Origin of the sequence: Maribacter sp. 6B07 (assembly GCF_002700155.1) — a bacterium.
Taxonomy (GTDB): Bacteria; Bacteroidota; Bacteroidia; order Flavobacteriales; family Flavobacteriaceae; genus Maribacter; species Maribacter dokdonensis.
In genome coordinates this window covers 851,887-873,294 of the sequence record NZ_PDUT01000004.1, presented here as the reverse complement: position 1 = coordinate 873,294, position 21,408 = coordinate 851,887, and the positions used below count along the sequence as shown (strand labels likewise).

Below are 21,408 nucleotides of genomic sequence, written 5' to 3'. Positions count from 1 at the left end.
GATAATTTACCAGCAATGACCGAACAAAATATCAACAAAAGCCTATATAGTCTTTTATTCATACTATTATTAACGGCACAGGCTTTCTCTCAAGAACTACCTTTTGGCTATCCAGATACTGAGCGTACCAAAATAAGTATCAATCAAGGTTGGAAATTTCACTTAGGAAATCCTGATGCAGCGTACTTTGAAAAAAATACGGATGATACCAAGTGGGAAACCGTGAACGTACCACATACTTTGGCATTGACCTCCTTGGCTTTAGATGGTTTGCAAGATGAAAAAACACAGCTTAAGTTTCATAGAAATGTAGGTTGGTACAGAAGGAATATAATGGTACCAGAGAACAACAATAAAGTGTTTTTAGAATTTGAGGGGGTACATCAAGTAACTGATGTTTGGGTTAATGGTAAACATGTTGGTAAGCATGGAACAGGTAGTTATACACCATTTCATTTTGATATTACGCGGTATGTTAATAAAGGAAAAGAAAACCAAGTAACCGTTTTGGCAGATAATAGAAGGAGTATGGTAGTTCCTCCAGATCCAGGTCCTTTTGATTATGTAAAATTTAGTGGTCTGTATAGAGATGTGTATTTGGTAGAAAAGCATCCGGTGCATATTGGTTTTAATTGGGAAGCTAGGCATGCCGGGGTAACCATAACTACGCCAACGGTAGATGTGGTGAACAAGAATGCGACCATAGATATTAAATCCGTCGTAAAAAATACCAGCGGCAAAGCTGAAAACGTAACAGTGATCACAAGAGTTATAGATGCTGAAGGTCTGGTGGTGCTAAAGTTGGTCGATGATGCAAACGTTGCTCAAAATAGCAACTATGAGTTTGACCAAATAGGAAGTTTAGAAGATAATGTTCAATTATGGGATGTTGAGAATCCTTATTTGTATCGCGTAAATACAGAGGTTTTGGTAAATGGCAAATCTGTAGATGTCGTGGAGAACAATTTGGGGATTAGAAAGTTTGAATTGAATCCCGATCGTGGATTTATGCTTAACGGCAAACCAATAGAACTTATGGGTTTCAATAGGCATCAGCACTTTCCATATATAGGCGATGCGGTACCAGATGCCCTGCATTATAAAGATATGTTGCAATTTAAAGAGTTCGGTTTTAACATTATGAGAACCGCTCATTACCCGCAAGATAATGCCATTTTAGATGCCTGTGATAAGCTGGGTATTTTGGTATATGAAGAAGCGCCGTCGTGGATATCGATGAGCACGGATAAGGAGTGGTGGAACAATTTTGAACAATCGGAACGCGCTATGATCCGCAATCATAGAAATCACCCTTCCGTAATAATTTGGGGAGGAGGGATCAACCACAGAGGGTACGTGCCTGTAGCACACAATACCGCTAAACAAGAAGATCCAACAAGGCTTACCGCCTCACAGGGTTCACGGTGGACAGGTTGGCAAACATCTGGTCTAACGGACATCAATGCAAATATGCTTTACGGACCATTTATCTGGGACCGTGCAGAACCTATGTTCGCTATGGAAGGGCATCATGGACCGGAAGCCTTGGCACCGTTTAGAAAAGATTCCCTAATGACAGGATTAATATCATGGACGGCCCATGCCTATTATACCTTTCACCCAACACACGATAAAGCTTCCAACAAAATAGACAGAACAAGAAGTGGCGGAATGACCATTTTTAGAAATCCAAGACCAGAGTTACATTGGTATAAGGCAGAGCTAGGAAAAGAACCTTTTATATATATGCTGGAAGACTGGAAAAAAGGGCAAGATTCCATCACGGTCTATAGCAATGCAGAAAACGTAGAATTAAGTGTAAACGGTAAAACGGTAGCTACCCAAACCTCCTCAAAAGATACTATTTATGATGGTTTACACCATGCGCCCTTTATATTTAAAAATTTTAGATATGCCGATGGTGAAGTTAAGGCCAAAGCCATTTTTAAAGATGGAAAAACCAAAGAAGTAGTTCATAAAACTCTGGGAAAACCCCATGCCTTAGAATTAATGGTAGATACCGTAGGTAGAAAGTTTACTGCAGATGGTGCTGATATTCTTATGGCCTACGCTACTGTTGTAGATAATAATGGCACCGTAATTAAAGAGTACAATGGTAAGGTAACTTTTTCTGTAAGTAAGAATGCCATGGTGATAGGTGATAATGCGAATATCAATGCCAACCCTATGTTTACGGAGTATGGTATTGCACCAGCATTGATTAGAGCAGGTACCTCGGCAGGAGTGGTCAAAATTACAGCAAGTGCCAAAGGTTTAAAATCTGCCAATGCAAACGTGCAATTAACAGCCTATGACCCAAATGTTTTGGCAACGAATGCAAGAGCTATTTATGATTTTAAGAAAGTTAAAATAGACATGGGTGCCCATGACCAGTTGGTTCAATTCGGATGGGATTTTTGGCATGGCAAGGACGAAGATAAAAGTAGCTATAAACTACCCCTTTTCAAAAACGCCGAAGTAAACCTTGCAACAAACAGCGCTGATGGTGTTTTGCGCTGGTTGGGTGAAATGAACGTTATAGGTAAATACGGATTTGTGTATGGCGATGGTGTCCTTGGTATAGATGAAAATGGGTTAAGCATTAACTTTAAGGGACTACCAAAGGGAAAATATGAGTTGACCACCTACCACCATGCACCACAAAGTAATTCTGATGAAATGGATCCCAATAAGGATAAGTTGAAAGAGATACGAATTTTGAATATTCCCTACGAACGCAAATTAACCATATCGGCAGGGGAGAATACCAAAGAAGTTAAAGTCACGGAAGGTAAAATGATGCAGTTTCAAGAACCAGGTAATAGTACGATCCTATTTAATGTACAAGATGATGGTACTGCAAAAGTTAATATTCAAGGAACAGCAGGAAAAGGAATTTGGTTAAACGGAATAGAATTGCAAGAATGGAACAAATAATCAGTAGAAAGTCGGGAAATATTATACAATGTATTATCACGTGTTGCATGCTTTTTCTATTTATAGGTGAAGTGCATGGGCAACGTTATAGTCCAGAAAACGAAGATGTACGGGTTGGTCCGCCAAAACCGCCACTAGGAAAAAGATGGGTCATGAATCCCGATTTTTCAGATGAATTTAATGGTACAGCGTTAGATACTACAAAATGGTTGGATCATCACCCTACTTGGATAGGAAGAGAACCGGGATTATTCATGAAATCACAAGTATCCGTTGCTGATGGTTACTTACAGCTGAAAGGCGAAATGATGAAAAAGGACACCACAATAAATGCCTATGGTAGCAACAGGACATTTTCAATTGCCGGTGCTGCGGTAGTTTCCAAGAAGAAAACACAGTTCGGGTATTTTGAAACAAGGGTAAAAGCCGCGGCAACTACCATGTCTACTACATTTTGGTTTTCTACCGTAGGTAGTTTTAAAGGACCTAACGGTTGTGATAAATATGGCCTAGAATGGGATATTCATGAATCGGTTGGTAGATCAGGCGATTACAGTGGTAGCTATTTTGCAAGTGGAATGCATTCCAACAGTCACTTTTGGTATACTGATTGCGAAGGCGAGCGACATGATCGGAGGGCTGCTCAGGTAAGATTTGAAGATAACGAGGTAACCTCAGAAAATTTTCATGTATATGGTGGTTGGTGGCGTAATGAAAGTTCCGCTAGTTACTATTATGACCATAGAGAACCAAAACATCAAAAATTCTATGATAAGGTAAAAGAAAAACCATTTGATCAACCCATGTACATGCGTTTGGTATCTGAAACCTATCCTTTTCCTTGGATAGAACTTCCAAACGAAAAAGAGTTGTCCGATCCAAGTAAAAACGTAGTGTATTATGATTGGGTCCGCGCGTATAAATTAGAGGATATTTCAAAGAAGATATCTCATAGCCCTTTAGAAAAGGAATTACAATTGTATGATGAAAGTGTCATTTTTGATACTACGGAAATTACGTTAGGCAAGGGGTCTAACTTGGAAATTCCGATTTCCTATAAAGCAAACGAACCAAGGCAATTGGTTTTGGAAATCTATAATACGGCCGATGAAAAAATAGCTTCGGATAAAGTACAATTGCTTGCTGGTTATGGTCATTTTCGACATAAATTAAAGTTGAGCAACACGTTGAATGCAGATACCGAATATCGTTTACTTGCCAAATTACAACCTGTACAAGACGATGATAAAACTATTTTAGACCGTAACAACCTTATTTTAAAGATAAAATAGCTTAATAATCGTCTTTTAGAACCATTTATATTCCTAAATGGGTCATATGTAGTGCTGGTTTCGGGCAAATCACCCTAATCTTGTTATAGACCTATCAGTTAGTTATCAGTGCTAAGGTCTCATAGCTAGACTGGTACAGGAAATTAATTGTTCATAGGATTAAATCTATTTCAAATGATAAAACACATCGGTAAAAAACTAGGGATTATTGCTGTAGTATTAGGAGCAAGCTATCAATCACATATATATGGCCAAAACGATAAATATGCAGAAACTTGGGAGTCTATAGCCAAGGTAAATGCAACGCCAGATTGGTTTTTAGATGCCAAATTGGGTATTTATGCACATTGGGGTCCGGTATCAAGTGCTTTTGAGGGAACCGAACCAAGCAAGCATTATGCAGGTTGGCATGGTATGATGATGTATAATGATGGTAAAATAGTTGAAACCAAAAACGGTAAACCCAGTAACAATTACCTCCATCATAAAAAGAAATACGGTAAACCAGCAAAAAAAGGATATATAGAAATCATAGAAGATTTTTCTCCAACAGCTTTTGACGCCAAGGAGTGGGCAGATTTATTTGCAAAATCGGGGGCAAGGTTTGCCGGTCCTGTAGCCATGCACCATGATAATTTTGCGATGTGGGATAGTAAGGTAACCCGATGGAATGCTATGAATTATGGAGGTATTGATCCGTCTGCAGCACTAAAAAAGGAGATAAATGAAAAAGGCATGCGATTTATAGGATCTTTTCACCATGCATTTACCTGGAAATATTTTGGTCCTGCACACGCACACGGTAATATTGATCCTAAAGATTATGATTTGTATACAAACCCACACAGTTTGGATAATGACACTCCAGATGAAGCTTTTAGGACAGCATGGTGGGCCGCCTTAAAGGAATATATTGATAATTACCAACCGGACATTATTTGGTTCGATTGGTGGTTAGAGAATTTACCGGAAGAAGACCGACTTAAGTTTTTGGCCTACTACTATAACAAGGGTAAGGAGTGGGGTAAGGAAGTAGCCGTTTGTTATAAAGAAGCAACTTTTAACGAAGATGTTGCTATCAAGGATTATGAACGCGGTAGACCAAATCAACCCAAACAGAATGCATGGCTAACGGATACTTCACCGGGAGCGTGGTTCTATAGGCCCAATGCCAAATTTAAAACAGCCAATGAGCTCATAGATATACTTGCGGATATTGTGGCAAAAAACGGATTAATGTTGTTGAACGTACCACCAAACCCAGATGGAAGCATTCCACCGGAAATGCAAAAATTATTGACAGATATGGGAGCTTGGTTAGAAATTAACGGCGAGGCAATTTATGATACACGTCCATGGACCGTTTTTGGTGAAGGGCCCACTAGACTGCCAGAGGGTGGGCATAAAGTAGAGGAGAAGCTAAATATAGAATACAATGAGAACGACATAAGATATACCAAGAAAGGCGATAAAGAATTTTTTGCCATTGTATTAGACGAGCCCAAAGGCGATGTAATCATGAAAACGTTGTCTACTGATATTGGAGCATTAAATTCAGCTATTCTAGAGGTGCAACTAATTGGTAGTACCGAGAAATTAAAATGGGAACGGAATGAAAAAGGTTTGGTCATTCAAAAACCATCCTCTTTTCCTACGGAATATGCCCATGCTTTTAAAATTACTTTAGAAGGTTACAAAGAGAATAATATTGGTGGAGATGTAGAGGCGCATATAGATTAATTTTTTCGATGATGAAATATTCGGTCTTTACTATCAAAAAGATGCTAATAGGTCTATACTGTATAGGTCTTGGCTGTATATTTTCCTTGCAATCACAGTCAAGGCCAAATGTTATTTTGGTACTAACCGATGACCAAGGTATTGGCGATTTGGGTGCGCATGGCAATAAGTGGTTAAAAACACCAGAAATTGATGCTTTATATAATGATGCCGTAAGAATGACCAATTTTCATGTGTCTCCGTTATGCACTCCCACTAGAGCCGCAATAATGACCGGTAAGTATCCAATAAGCAATGGGGCGTGGGCAACATATAAAGGTAGAGATGCCCTTTCCAATCCGGTGACCATGGCAGATGTATTTAAAAAAAATGGCTACAAAACCGCTTTGTTCGGAAAATGGCATTTAGGGGACAATTATCCCAACAGACCAACAGATTCTGGTTTTGACACGGCTATTCATCATTTGGCAGGTGGTATCGGTGAATTGTCCGATTACTGGGGTAATGACTATTTCGATGATGTATACTATGTAAACAATGATCCTAAACAATTTAAAGGGTACTGTACCGATGTTTGGTTCAATGAGACCATAAACTTTATCAAGAACAATAAGGACCAACCATTTTTTGTGTATTTGCCATTGAATGCACCTCATGATCCGTTAAATGTAGATGAAAAATATGCTGCCCCGTACAAACATTTAGAAGGCAAGGAAATAGTTAGTGCTAATCTTTATGGAATGATAGCCAATATTGACCATAATTTTGGCAAGCTGACCAAGTTTTTAATAGCGGAAAAATTAGAAAAGAATACGATTGTCATTTTTATGTCAGATAACGGTACACGCTATGGGTATCAACAAGCTGATAATTTAGGCTACAATAAAGGCTATAGCGGAACAAAAGGTAGCAAACAAGAAGGCGGACATAGAGTTCCTTTTTTTATTCGATATCCTGAAGCAAGAATTAATGGAGGTAAAGACAATAATACGTTGGCGGCTCACATAGACCTCATACCAACGCTGGCAAGTTTATGTAAACTAGATATGCCGGATTCGTTGGGTTTAGAGGGAGTTGATTTTTCTCCCGTATTAAAAAATACAGATGCAATTTTAAAAGATCGAACGCTTTTTCTGCATAATCGGCAAGACTGGAGACCGCCCCGGCAAGAATCTGACGGACTTGTTTTACGCAACGAATGGCGATTACTACAAGGCAAAGAGCTTTACAATATAGTTACTGACCCCAAGCAAAAGAAAAACATAGCAAATGAACATCCGAAATTGGTTACTGATTTACAAAGTGAGAATGCAACATTTTATACATCGGCTATAGGTAATGATGTAATTAATGAAATACCGGTAGCTATTATAGGAACGGAACATCAAAAAGAAATAAAATTAACTATTCAACACGCCATCGGTGACGATATCGGTATTTGGAAAACCGAACAAGTGGCTGCGGGTGTAAAAAATAAAAATAATGCACACGCTATAGAGGTTGCAAAAGAGGGCATGTATACTATTTCATGTATGCGCTGGTCCAAAGAAGTACCTGGACCTATTCTAGGGGTGCCAAGTAAATTTCCTAAATCAAATTTTGAGTATGTGTCCATTTCTCCGGATAAGGTAAGGTTACGGGTAGCCAATCAAATTTTTGAAAAGACTATTATCCCAAATGACCAGTCCATAGATTTTAAGGTGTTCTTGGAAAAAGGTAAAACGTTCTTGGTAGCGGACTTTGTGTCTGGCTCTGATACTTACGGAGTCTATTACATCTATATCAATAAAATTTGATATGTTTTTTAAAGTAAGATAGAAAAGAGAATTATCATAAACGGGTAGTGAATTAAAATACATTAAGGCTGGGTATTGTATTGTTTAACTATTTGTTGTTGAATGTGTTAGTTGTTTGTTCAGTTAATGTCTAGTAACGAAATAATGGGCTTTAAGAAAGGTATTTTAAATTTCAACTTTAAAGAATACATAAAAATTACCCTAAAAAAATTAATTAAACCTAAATTTTTATTTCATAAATGAGAATAATTAAAACATTACTAGGTATTTCTGTTGTGTTGGTATTTATAAGTTGCCAAGAGAAAGCTATAAAGTCAACTAAAAGTAATACGGGCGAAGAAGATAATTTGACTATAACCCAAGAGCAAATTGACCACTTGGGCATTACCGATGTTGAGCATTTAAGTGCGGCTTCAAAAAGAGCATTAGCTTGGCCAACCGATTTAGGAAATGAGTGGTTTTTAGAATTTAATCAACTAGAACCGTTAAAAGGCGATTTGGCATATGAAGAAGGTGTAATAAGAAGAGACCCAAGTGCAATGATCAAAGAAGATGGTAAATACTACGTTTGGTACTCTAAAGGTGTTGGGCCTACGCAAGGTTTTGATGGTGATATAGAAAACGAAAAAGTATTTCCTTGGGATCGTTGTGATATCTGGTATGCAACTTCTACAGATGGTATTACTTGGAAAGAAGAGGGAATTGCCGTTGCAAGAGGAGAAAAGGGCGCCTATGATGATCGATCTGTTTTTACAGTAGAGATTATGAAGCATGAAGATATGTACTATCTAACCTATCAAACTGTAAAATCACCGTACAATAAAAGAGTTAAGAACCAGATAGGTTTGGCTTGGTCAACATCTCCCAATGGTCCTTGGATCAAGAGCAAAGAACCAATTTTGAGCCCAGCAGACAATGGTATATGGGAAGGTGATGATCCTAATGATCGCTTTTCGGTAAAGAAAAAGGGAGACTTTGATAGCCATAAAGTTCATGATCCCTGTATTCTTCCTTTTAAGGGTAAGTTCTACCTGTATTATAAAGGTGAGCAAATGGGCGAGGAAATTACTTTTGGTGGCCGTCAAATAAGACATGGTGTCGCCATTGCCGATAATCCAAAAGGACCATATGTGAAATCTCCATATAATCCAATTAGTAATAGCGGACATGAAATTTGTGTATGGCCGTATAACGGAGGAATTGCATCCCTGATCACAACGGACGGACCCGAGAAAAATACCATTCAATGGGCGGAAGACGGTATAAACTTCAACATCATGGCGTCAATTCCAAGTCCGCCGCACGCTATAGGTTTAAACAGAGCTGTTGATAGTGAAAAAGAACCTACAGAGGTTTTAAAGTGGGGGTTAACACATGTATATAATAGTAGGGACTATCAAAGTATAATGCGTTTTACCTCTCGTAAAAAAGAGAAATATTAGAATCTATGTACTTTATATGGTAGTAAAAATCCGTAACGGTTTTAATGAAGAATTAGCGCTTCATGGATACAAGCTCATTCTATTGGTATTTCTAGTTGTTGGGCAATGGTGTTCAGCGCAGAACAAACCCAATATTGTTTTTATCCTTGCCGATGATGCCGGTTATGCAGATTTTGGTTTTCAAGGAAGTAAAGATTTCAAAACCCCATATTTAGATGAGTTTGCCAAAGAGAGCGTTCGTTGCACTCAAGCCTATGTAAGTGCTGCCGTTTGCGGTCCGTCAAGAGCAGGTTTTTTAACCGGTAAGTACCAACAGCGCTTTGGTTTTGAGGAAAACAATGTACCTGGTTACATGAGTACTTCTGGAGTAACAGGTGATGATATGGGCTTACCGTTAGATCAAAGAACCATTGCCAATGAATTAAAACAACAGGGTTATACTACCGCCATTTTTGGTAAGTGGCACATGGGCAACGCAGACAGGTTTCACCCCACCAATAGAGGTTTTGATGATTTTTACGGATTTAGGGGAGGGGCTCGTAGTTTTATGCCCTATGATGAAACCAATAAAATCGATAAGAACGAAAACAGATTAGAGCAGGGTTTTGGTAATTATCTAGAGCATAAAGGATATTTAACGGATGTACTAGCAGATAGAACCAATCAATTTATAGCTCAAAACAAAGACCGTCCATTTTTTATATATCTGTCCTTTAATGCCGTGCATACGCCAATGCAGGCAACAAATGAAGATTTGGATCAATTTCCAAATTTAACCGGAAAGCGAAAACAACTGGCAGCAATGACCTTGGCCATGGATCGGGCATGCGGTAAGGTGTATGATCAATTGAAGAAGCTAGATTTATTGGATAATACAATCATTGTATTTACCAATGATAATGGAGGACCAAGTGATGCCAATGCGTCATTGAATAAACCCTTAAGTGGCACCAAGGCAAATCATTTAGAAGGTGGTATTAGGGTTCCGTTTTTAATTTCTTGGAAGGGAGTTTTACAGGGAAATACAACATACGGTAATCCTATTTCTTTGCTGGATATGTATCCGACATTCAGCATAATTGCCGGTGTTGAGGCGGCTAATTTAAAGGGGTTGGACGGAGTTGATATTTTGCCTTTTTTGAAAAAAAATAAGAGTGGTCGCCCACATGAAACTTTGTATTGGAAAAAGGAAAATAGGGCTGCTATCAGAGAATTGGATTGGAAATTAATTAGATATCCAGATAGACCTGCAGAGCTCTACGATGTATCAAAAGATAATGCCGAGAAATATGATTTGGCATTGCAATATCCAAATAGAGTCAGGGCAATGTACAAAAAACTATTTCAGTGGGAGCTAGGTCTAGAACGACCAAAATGGCAACTACAGCGCAAGTTTGAAGGAAAGGCCGCAGAAAGAATGGATGCGTACAGTGCTCCAAAAATAAGAATGAATAAAGATTAACACAGCACATGAAAACAAACGTAGAACATTTTGGGACTATTGAGGATAATGATATACAGTTGGTTACGTTGATAAATGACCATGGTGTAGAAATTAAAATTTCAAACTATGGAGCCACCATAACCTCTATTAAAGTACCGGATAAAGAAGGGAATATAGATGAAATCGTGTGCGGATTTGATGATTTAGATAGTTACTTTTCACCGGCATATACCAATAACGCCCCTTATTTTGGTGGTACCGTGGGGAGATATTGTTCTCAAATTAAAGATTCAAAATTTACATTGGAAGGTGTTGATTACCAATTAAATAAAATAGTAGGTAACAATAATCTTCACGGAGGCAAAAAAGGGTTCGATAAGAAAATTTGGACCGTGGATACCTATGATGAAAACAAGGCATTGGTTACCATGAAATTGGAAAGTGGGCATTTAGAAGAAGGCTTTCCTGGCAATGTGGTTGTCTGGGTAACTTTTACAATATCCAATACTAATGAACTACAGATAGATTATATAGCTACTACAAATCAGAATACACCATTTACCATCACCAATCATTCTTACTTTAATCTTTCAGGATTTAAAGATGATGTTTTGCAGCACACAGTTAAAATAGCATCGGATAAAAAACAAGTTTGGGACGATACGGGAGCGGCAACGGGCAATAATATATCAGTGCTAGGCAAGCCGGACGATCTAAGATCACCTAAGAAAATAATTGATGTTCATGACGCCATGGGAGACGGTTTTGAGCATTATTACCTGTTTGATGAAAAGGGTTTTGAGCTAGGTAAGGTAGCTGAAATTACAGAGGAAAACAGCGGTAGAAGTTTGGAAGTATATACGACCGAACCGGGTATGCTTTTTTACACCGGTAAGTATACTTCAGACGAATTAAAAAGGGAGACGGGATTGCAATATGGAAAATTTAGGGGATTGTGCCTAGAGACACACCGATACCCGAATGGACCAAATATTACCAATGCCCCCAAATCTATTTTAGATAAAGACGAAACCTACCGAAGTACGACCATTTTTAAATTTGGCTGGTAACCATAAAATAAACTAAACCAAAAATATACTAAGATGATAGAAGGAGTATCGTTGGCAATTTTTGCCGGATTAATGCTGGGTCTTTATGCCCTGCCAGAAAAATTTACCAAAGACTTTAAATATGAGAACACTTGGAGTTTGTTTTTTCTACTCACTATGTTCGTTGTACCAATAATTGCTTCGTTAACGCTCATTAACGGGTTCGGTGAAATATTCGGTAATATGCCTATGGATATATGGGTAAAGATGGGACTTACCAGTTTCTTATGGGGAATAGGGGTAATGATGTGGAGCAAGGCAATTAATCACATAGGGCTTTCATTAGGCTTTTCCATTTTTATAGGAACCATAATTCTAGTGGGTTCATTATTACCTTTTATAGAAGACGGTTTACCGCCAACCAATGTACTTACCTTTATTTTAATTGGAATTTTTATTGTGTTGGTCGGCGTTATCTTAAATGGTAGGGCAGGTATTTTAAGGGAAAAGGATGAAGCCGGTACCAGTGATAAAAAAGGTTCTATGGTTACCGGTATTATGATTGCCGTAGTTGGTGGGTTATTGGCAACCGGTTTCAGTTATGCAAACGCAGCAGGTAGACCTTATTTACATGAAGCAAGTATAGCTCAAGGAAATGCAGATTGGATAACTGCCGTTGCAGTAATGTTCCCTATATTTTTAAGTGGAGGTATTGTGATGACCGCATATTTCTTGTGGCAATTAAGTAAGAACAATGCTTGGGGCAATTTTAAGACGCCGGCATTTGGTAAAAACGTAGTATTAATATTGGTCATGGCAGTTTTCCATTATGCCGCATCGGCATTATTTGCGTACGCCGCATTTAAATTGGGTAGCTCTGGTAATACCGTAGGTTATGCTATTTTCAATACATCATCTGTGGCCACGGCAATTGTTAGCGGTCTAATTACCAAAGAATGGATCAATGCCTCTTCAAAAGCGAAAAGTTTTCTATATGCAGGACTTGCGTTGATGATTACGGGTATTGTGGTAGTTGCATATTCTAACGGCATAAACTAGCGAAGATTTTTGTTTTGAATAGCTAAAGTGCAAATTGTTTAAAAAGCGGGAGGTTGTAGGTCTTCCGCTTTTTTAATTTTTATTCTTTTAAAGTTCAATTGTTTAGATCAATTTTTAAATAGCTGTATCTCGTCATCGTTATTGCCTACTAGCAGTCCGGTTTTGCCATTATTGAGATTTATGGACTTTAATGCCTTTACATTTTTTGGGGCGAAAAATCCGCTTGTTAATCTATTTTGGGGTTTAAAGTGTCCCTCTTTTGTGCCCAAGAGTATCAACCCGACCGAAGCATCTGCTCGTGTGGTCTCAATTTCAGATTCAAATTTGTTTCCTGCCAAAGCAATATCCATTACTCCGTCAGCATTGAAATCCCCTGTAACAAAGCCGTTAATACTAGAAAATTGTGCTGGGTAGGGTAAAGGAGTGAGCTTGGCATTACCATCATTGAACCTAATGATTACCGAAGCAAATTCATAAGCATTAAGCTGTAGGGCATTATCAATACCTTCACCGATAATTTGTCTTAGGTTGGACTTGGAAAACTGAGTAAAGGTTTGAAATTTTCTATCCAATCCGGGGAGCTGTTCTGAACTACACTGTAACCCCCTGATCGGTACTTGTCTACCTTTGTAGTCTTTCGCCAGAAAAATATCATTGGTTCCGTTTTGATCAAAATCGCTCGCAAAAACTTTAAAAGGTTTTTTATCACTTGCAGTAAACTTATAATTGAGACCTAGGTTACCTACTAAGAGCTCGTTAATGCCATCTTGATCAAGGTCTGCGACAGTAATGCAGTTGTACCAGCCGTTAGTTTTGCCTAAACCATAAGATGTAGTTTCATTTTGTAGTTTGCCATTGTTGGCTTTAAATATGGTTATGGGCATCCATTCCCCAACAATGATAAGTTCTTTTGTATTGTCGCCATCAATATCTGCATATGTAGCATCGGTAACCATACCAATATGTTCTAGTTCTGGAGCTAATTCTTTTGTAACATCGTTAAAGTTTCCATTATCGTTCAATAAAATTAGACTTTTGGGTGCTTTGGGATATTGACCGGGCACTAATCTGCCCCCTACAAAAAGATCTAGGTCGCCATCACTGTCAACGTCAAAAGGCAGAACGCAACCACCACTTTCACCACTGATCATCATTTCTCTTTTTTCGGTAAAAAGCCCCTTACCATTATTGAGGTAGAGTCGGTCTTTAAGTAGGGGAGAATTCTGGGAGAATTCATTTCCGCCGCTGACCACATAAAGATCCAGGTCTTGGTCATTATCTGCATCAAAAAATACGGCATCGACATCTTCATATTTGGCATCGTTCAACAAAATAGGATGGTCTTTTTTAACAAATGATCCACTAGCTGTTTGTTGGTAAATAGCTCCTGGACTACCAGATGCACCGCCTACGTAAAAGTCCTCTAAACCATCGTTATTAATGTCGCCCACGGCAATGCCAGGACCTTGGGTAGATAGTTTATGTGGTAGTAATACCTGAATTCTAAAATCGTCAAACTCGTTTTCTCGATGTTCATAGACGGAAGAGAAAGAAGTGTTGGTTACATCTTTAAACAATGTTTGTTTTGTTATGGACTTATCAACAGGCTGTTTTGCTTCTTTATAATCGATAATGAGATTGCTACTAGAAGCAACATTTTGAATTAGATGTTCTTTACCGTCTGGCCAGACTATAGAGACGGAGTCTATTTTAGATATTTTTCCAAGCCCAAAATGTACTATTGGTTCTACTGAAGATAGATAGCCGCGCACCGTTTTAAATTCATGGAATTGTATGCTGTCATTAGTTTTTAACGTGATTTTTGTACCTAGGCCATCTTTATTGGTCGCAGGGCCCTTTAATTTAATTTTTAGGAATTTGTTTTCAGTAGTATTGCTCAAATTTTCGTAGAGAAATGCGGGGTCATCCACATTGTTGACGATCAAATCTAAATCACCATCATTGTCCAAATCTGCAGTTGCGGCGCCGTTAGAAAAGCTTTGTTGGTCCAAGCCCCAAGCCTTGCTCATGTTGGTAAATTTTAGGTCACCTTGGTTTTTATAGAGGTAATTAGAAATTTTATTTTGCTTGAACAGTGAAATAATATGCTGTGCATTTTCTTCATTACTGCGTTGTGCCGCCTGTGCACTTTGCATATACTGTCTAAATTTTATAGTAGCATCTTTATCCCAAATATCTCTTTTGAATCCGTTTGTAATGAAAATATCCCTTAAACCATCATTATCAAAATCACTGGCAAGGCATGCCCAGCTCCAATCTGTTTTGGCAATACCGGAGTATTGTGAAACATCGCTAAAAAAACCGTCTCCACGGTTTTTTTGAAGCATGTTATGCATATACTGATAATGAAAACCATTGTTTTTCATACTATTGAATAGTTGAGTATTCATGTCTGCCATAGTAGTTTTGGAGCGTTCGTAATCTTCTGGCATCATTTCTAACTGTACAATATCTTCCCAGCCATCATTATCTAAATCCGCTATATCTACACCCATGGCGTAAAAGGGTATGTGGTTGAACCTAGACTTTAATTGCTCGCTAAAATTTCCTTTGCCTTGGTTCATATATAGGTAATCTCGTTCTAGATAATCATTGGCTACAAAGAGATCCACTTGTCCGTCTTTATCTACATCAGAAGTAACTAGTCCTAGTCCATAACCAAAATTGCCGTTAATACCCTTTTGCTGGCCTACTTCATCAAATTTCCCATTGTTGTTGATATAGAGTTTGTCTCTGTACAAATCATCTTCATTGGCCTTACCGGCTAAAACCTGCTGGTAATTGAGAAAAAAGTGTTCAGGTCTGTTGGTTAGATAAAGGTCCAGGTCATTATCGTTATCCATATCAAAAAAGGAAGCCATTACAGAAAATCCTTCATCGGCCAGTCCGTATTCAACTGCAGACTCTTTAAAAGTGTTATCGCCTTGGTTGATATAAAGAAGGTTACTTCTTTCTTGCGGAGTATCTTGCCAGCCACCTCTACATATATAAATATCTGTTAGTCCGTCAGCATTGACATCTGCCATGACTACGCCGTTATGCCAACCGTCTTGCTTACTTATGTTTGCTGAGTCCGTAATATCATCAAAAATGAAGTTGCCTCTGTTTAGATATATTCTATCAGGCGCTTCATTAGCTGTAAAATAAATGTCCGATAAACCGTCATTGTTAATATCCGCTACGGCAACACCTGCACCATTGTATACATAGTTGAAAATGGCAAAAAAGTTATCATAATTTTCGGCAATCGTATTTTTAAATTTGATTCCTGAATCCTCGGGCTGTACTAATTTAAACAGTGGTGTTTCTTTGGTATTCTTCATTTTTTGAGCCATTTCTTTATCTTCACAACTATGAAATAGAAAGCTGATCGATAATACAATTATTACGGTTTTAGGGGCTAGAAAACGGTGAAGAAACATATACTGTGTTTTAGCATAAAAGCCTATTCAGAAATGGTGAATAGGCTTTTTGATTATTTGTTTAAGATATTAAAAATATATTACTAGTAACCAGGGTTTTGCACCAGATTAGGGTTAATATCCAACTCTGATTGAGGTATTGGCCAGCGTATTTCAAAATCTTGAAATTCAGGTCCTGGATCGCCGGCATTAGGTCCACCTTGTGTAATACCGGATATTGCTTCATGGTAAACACCAAAACGTATAAGGTCGTTTCGTCTCCATCCTTCAAAGCATAACTCTTTTCTACGCTCTTCTAAAAGTTCTGTTGCATTATCGTCTTGTGAACCTACAACCATATCTGGAACGGCATCTGCAGTCATTCTAGCTCTTGCTCTCAATCTGTTTACGGTAATGTCCAAATCTGCCTGAGTTAGTTTACCTTGCCCGTTTAAAGCCTCGGCGTACATTAATAGAACATCTGCGTACCTAATGTATGGGTTGTCAAATGGTGTATCGTTAGGATAGCTATTTGGTTTTTCGGCATGCCATTTCCATCCTCTCCAGTTATTCATTGGTACCGTATGCGTTTCAGGATCAGAGAATCCTTCTTCTGGAGTAAAATCATTTGCATTGTGCTTTGCTATATTATTAAATAATCTTACATCTTCTCTGTCAAAAGAGGCTTCAAAGCTATGGTTGATAAAACAAGTACCCCAGCCTCCACCGTTGTTTACGTTACCGTTTGGGCCATAAAAAGTACTTAATAGTCCACCTTCTCCACGTGCAGGACCATCCATGCCAATAGAATACACCATTTCTACACTTTGCTCGTTGCTAAGATTGAAAACCTCTCTGTAATTAGGTAAAAGATCATAAACACCGCTATCCATTACTTCTTTTAAAACAGTTTCGGCACTAGCCAATTTATCTGTTTGATTAAGGGGAAAGCCACTCATTTGTAAATAAACTTTACCTAATAAAGATTTAGCTGCGCCCTGTGTGGCACGACCGCCACCTTGTTCTTCCGGAAGTACACTTGCGGCTTGTTGCAAGTCTTGTATAATGAAGTTATAGGTTTCTTCCGGTGTAACTTGACTCACTTCTACAGACTCCAAATCTGTAGTTTCACTTGTTAATAACGGAATGTTTTCATACGTGGATACTAAAGAAAACAATACCATTGATCTTAAGAACTTAGCTTCGGCAACGAATTTAGTTTTAGATTCATTATCGATTTCATCTTCGTTCATTGCTTCAATTCGGTCAATTGTACTGTTGATTCTGTTCAATGCAACGTATAAATTCTCCCAAATAGATCGCACTACACCATTAGAAGGTGTTAATTGATGCTGATAGATAAATTTTCTATCACCGCCCCATGGCGGAACAACAACTTCGTCAGCAGCTATAGAGCCCCAATGAATGCCCCAGCCATCTTTACCATTTGCGCCAGATGAAACTATTGGTTGTACGGCATCGTACGCACCAATAAGATAGGTTTCCGCACCTTTGGCGTCTACCAAGAGAGCATCAGGAGTCAAGAAATTACTGGGTGATTCAATTAAAATATCATCATCACAAGATGACACAAGCAGCAGTCCCGCCGCTAGAGTTAATATTCCGTAAAATTTAGTTTTTTTCATCTTTTAATTTTTTTGTTCTTTAATTAGAATCCTACGCTTAAACCTAATCTTATAGTTCTTGATCTTGGGTAAGAGTCTGCATCTAGACCTGGAGTAAGTTGATTGTTGCCAACACTTACGTCTGGATCGTATCCTGAGTATTTTGTGAAAACATGAAGGTTATCTACGGCGGCATATACCCTACAGCTTTTAAGGCCAATGTTTTTCTTTACTCTGGTAGGTAATTCATAACCTAAAGTAACATTGCTAATTCTGAAATACGATCCATCTTCAATAAATGACGAATAAGCAGTTCCATTAATACCGGCATCGCCATCTCCCCAAATAGAAGGGATATCTGTATCAGGGGTTTCTGGTGTCCAACGATTAGCAACTCTGCCATATTTATTTAAAAATGGAATAGCTTGGGCCGTACCTTTACTAAGGCTTTTTAAATAAACATCATTACCATAAGACCATTGGGTAATTACTGAAAGATCTAAGTTCTTGTATCTAAAGTTATTGGTAAAACCGCCAAAGTGTTTTGGTAATGCATTACCAATGATTTTTCGGTCATCAGAATTTACAATGCCGTCTGCAGCGTCTGGTACACCATCACCATCAGTATCAACGGTAAGTTGATCTACGAATTTTGGCATACCCGGTCTGTATTTCGTGTTATCTGGCTGACCTGAGGAAAGCACGGTACCATCTTTTAGCTCGTAAACCACATCATACCAAACAACACCTTGATCTGTAGCGTCTTGTCTAACTTTTGCGGCAGCTTCTTCATTTGATAATCCGTCAAAAGCGGCAAAATCACTATAGTTGTAAATACCATCGACTTCTAAACCATACATGGAACCTAAAGATTCTCCTACTTTTACTATGTAATCATCTTGTATTTGATTGTCACCAATAGAGTTTACCAAAAATTGATCAGCATCACCAAGGTCTAGGACCTGGTTATCATTGAAACTGATGTTGAAGTTAGTTGTCCACCCAAAGTTTTCATTGTCAAAGTTTACTGTGTTCAGGGCAAATTCAAGACCCTTATTTTCTACTTTTCCTAAGTTTTTAAATACTGTTTTAAATCCGGTAGTTGATGGTAATGGAACTTCTAATAAAAGATCAGAAGTTTCTTTACGGTAATAATCTGCCTCTAAAGAAATTCTATCATTGAACATTCCAATAGAAAGTCCGGCATCAAACTGTTGTGTAGTTTCCCAAGTTAATTCTTCATTTGCCAGTTGTTGAATTGCGGCACCGGTAACCAATTGGTTTCCGTTCAAAATGGTACTTGCTACACCAGCTTGAGCAAAAGATCGGTATGAACCAATGGCGGTATTGCCGGTTTCTCCAAAACTTGCCTTAATTCTAAAACGATTTAAGGTGTTGTTTTCTTTAAGAAAGTTTTCATTTGCAACGTTCCAGGCAGCACCTACCGAAGGAAAGAAACCATACTTTTTACCCTCTGCAAATCTAGATGAACCATCATATCTGGCACTGGCATTTAATGTGTATTTACCTTTGTAATCATATTGAACCCTGGCAAGATACGATTGTAGAGCTGTTTTGGTAAATCCAGATGAATTAGGTAAGGTCTCCGTGGCAGAACCCAAATTGTTTAGGTTTACGCCAGGGAGATCAAAACCTGTTGCTGCTGAATTGTTGAATTCAAATGTATTCTGTTGCTCTTCATAAACCGCCGTAGCATTCAAAGAGTGGTCTCCATAAACCTTGCTGAAGTTTAAATTTTGCTCGGTTATTATACCAGTTCCCATGTTGTTGTTTACGAATGCTCTACCATTTGCTGTTCTACCCCAACTGATTTTCTCCGAAAAGTATGCGGTACCTTTAGTAGAGGATATATTACCTCTAACGGATGACTTAAAAGTAAGTCCGTCTGCCAAGGTATATTGAATATACACACTACCGAAAGATTGAAAAGCGGTTCTATTATTACTGTTGAATTCTAGGGTAGCCAAAGGATTGGTAATATCACCATCTCTTACCGAGATTATTCTGCCGTTCTCATCATATTCGGCATCATCATATCTATTGATACCTTGTACTGGTGTAAATAAAATAGCACTAGTAATAATACCGTTTCTACCATTTCCATTTTCATTGGCTGCGTTAACTATTCCGCTATTTTTATTAATACCCAAATTAAGGTTCATACCGGCCTTAAGTTTATCGCTTACATTTTGATTGATGTTTAAGTTACCATTATACCTTTCAAAATCAGATGTTTTTACGATACCCTCTTGATTTAAGTAAGAGAACGAGGCTGAATATGTGTTCTTGTCACCACCACCGCTCATAGATACTTTATAGCTCTTGGTAATCGCTGGTCTGGTAATTTCTTTTTGCCAATCTGTAACCAATACACGAGAATCGCTTAAATCCAATGGTGTACCATCATCATATCTAAAAGCTCTGGTGTAAGTATCCTCAGCATCTGGGTTCCATGGGAAATAATCGTTCCAGAAATCTACATATTCTTGACCGGTCATTAAATCCAATGGTCTAGCTAAGGTAGATACTCCGGTAAACGTTTCAAAGTTTAAAGACGCCCTGCCTTTTTTACCTTGTTTTGTCGTAATAATGATCACACCATTAGCACCTCTAGAACCATATATAGCTGTCGCTGAAGCATCTTTCAATACCTCAATAGATTCAATTGAGCTAGGGTCTATTGTTGATAGCGGACTTGTAGAGGAATTTCCGATACCTACAGCGGTACTGGCGGTGTTACCTTGTAAAGCAAAACCGTCTATCACATAAAGTGGGTCGTTACTGGCCGTAATAGAACTACCACCTCTAATTCTGATATTAAAACCAGACCCTGGTTCACCGCCAGATTGTACCACCTGTACACCCGAGGCCCTTGCAGCAAGACCTCCTTCAAAAGAAACAGGTTTTACTTTATCAAGTTCATCCGCTTTTACAGAAACAATGGAACCGGTAAGGTCTTTTCGTTTAGAGCTACCATAACCAATGATAACAACCTCGTCCAAGGCAGATACATCGGTCGTCATAACAACATTTAAATTGGTTTTGCCATTAACCGCAACTTCTTTAGCCTTGTAACCTATATAGGTAAAGACCAACACATCGTTTGATTGAGCTTTAATGGTATAGTTACCATCAAAATCAGTGGCAACCCCAGAAGTGGTTCCTTTGACAATAACGGATACACCAGGCAACGGACCTGATTCATCGCTTACATTACCTTTAACATTCAAGTCTTGGGCATGCATAAATTGGATACTTATTATTGAGTATAATAATAAGAACCAAAATGTTTTTGAGTTAAGTTGTGTTACTCGCATAGTTTGTTAATTTTCAGTTGCTGCAATATTTAAATAAATGTTAAATTTTTACGATACAAATGATTTAGAGAGCAGTACATATGGTTTTTGAAATAATAAATGGTAGTATTTTGGCGAATTGATAAAATTTGTGGTAAGCCATTAACCATCTGTGTTATCTGTGGTTGAATTGATTATGTGATATTTTAAGCCTATGCTAAGACTTTGAACAGCCTATTATGATCATTGGATGTAATTGTATGCTGTAGTGGAATGATTAACGAA

11 protein-coding genes are annotated in these 21,408 nt (G+C 38.2%); 8 read left to right on the top strand and 3 right to left on the bottom strand.

Annotated features, from left to right (window positions below; genetic code table 11):
• Positions 1-15 precede the first annotated feature (15 nt).
• The 8 genes from CSC80_RS18020 (at position 16) to CSC80_RS17985 (ending at position 12,759) form a co-directional block, all read left to right on the top strand.
• Entirely contained in the window at positions 16-2,937 is a 2,922-nt protein-coding gene (locus CSC80_RS18020; protein WP_099193309.1) for a glycoside hydrolase family 2 TIM barrel-domain containing protein, read from the top strand.
• A 47-nt stretch (positions 2,938-2,984) separates the two neighbouring features.
• Positions 2,985-4,229: a family 16 glycosylhydrolase gene (locus tag CSC80_RS18015; RefSeq protein ID WP_099193308.1), complete on the top strand. Its 1,245-nt coding sequence runs from the start codon at positions 2,985-2,987 to the stop codon at positions 4,227-4,229.
• Between the two features lie 174 nt (positions 4,230-4,403).
• Positions 4,404-5,969, top strand: coding sequence for an alpha-L-fucosidase (locus CSC80_RS18010; protein WP_099193307.1), 1,566 nt, complete (start codon positions 4,404-4,406; stop codon positions 5,967-5,969).
• A 41-nt stretch (positions 5,970-6,010) separates the two neighbouring features.
• A complete protein-coding gene (locus CSC80_RS18005; RefSeq protein ID WP_099193306.1) occupies positions 6,011-7,765 on the top strand; it encodes an arylsulfatase in 1,755 nt (584 codons plus the stop codon).
• Positions 7,766-8,004: 239 nt separating this feature from the next.
• Entirely contained in the window at positions 8,005-9,207 is a 1,203-nt protein-coding gene (locus CSC80_RS18000) for a family 43 glycosylhydrolase (RefSeq protein WP_099193305.1), read from the top strand.
• A gap of 16 nt (positions 9,208-9,223) precedes the next feature.
• The gene (locus CSC80_RS17995; protein ID WP_099193304.1) at positions 9,224-10,669 is read left to right on the top strand and encodes a sulfatase-like hydrolase/transferase; all 1,446 of its coding nucleotides are present in this window, start codon (positions 9,224-9,226) and stop codon (positions 10,667-10,669) included.
• An 8-nt stretch (positions 10,670-10,677) separates the two neighbouring features.
• A complete protein-coding gene (locus CSC80_RS17990; protein WP_099193303.1) occupies positions 10,678-11,721 on the top strand; it encodes an aldose epimerase family protein in 1,044 nt (347 codons plus the stop codon).
• A gap of 33 nt (positions 11,722-11,754) precedes the next feature.
• The gene (locus CSC80_RS17985) at positions 11,755-12,759 is read left to right on the top strand and encodes an L-rhamnose/proton symporter RhaT (protein ID WP_091602853.1); all 1,005 of its coding nucleotides are present in this window, start codon (positions 11,755-11,757) and stop codon (positions 12,757-12,759) included.
• 107 nt (positions 12,760-12,866) lie between these two features.
• On the opposite strand, the gene CSC80_RS17980 is transcribed toward CSC80_RS17985, so the two are convergent.
• The 3 genes from CSC80_RS17980 to CSC80_RS17970 form a co-directional block, all read right to left on the bottom strand.
• Positions 12,867-16,202 (bottom strand): VCBS repeat-containing protein, encoded by a 3,336-nt coding sequence (locus CSC80_RS17980; RefSeq protein ID WP_099193302.1) that lies wholly within the window; start codon positions 16,200-16,202, stop codon positions 12,867-12,869.
• A gap of 83 nt (positions 16,203-16,285) precedes the next feature.
• Positions 16,286-17,827: a RagB/SusD family nutrient uptake outer membrane protein gene (locus CSC80_RS17975; protein ID WP_099193301.1), complete on the bottom strand. Its 1,542-nt coding sequence runs from the start codon at positions 17,825-17,827 to the stop codon at positions 16,286-16,288.
• 23 nt (positions 17,828-17,850) lie between these two features.
• A complete protein-coding gene (locus tag CSC80_RS17970) occupies positions 17,851-21,072 on the bottom strand; it encodes a TonB-dependent receptor (RefSeq protein WP_099193300.1) in 3,222 nt (1,073 codons plus the stop codon).
• Positions 21,073-21,408: the final 336 nt, after the last annotated feature.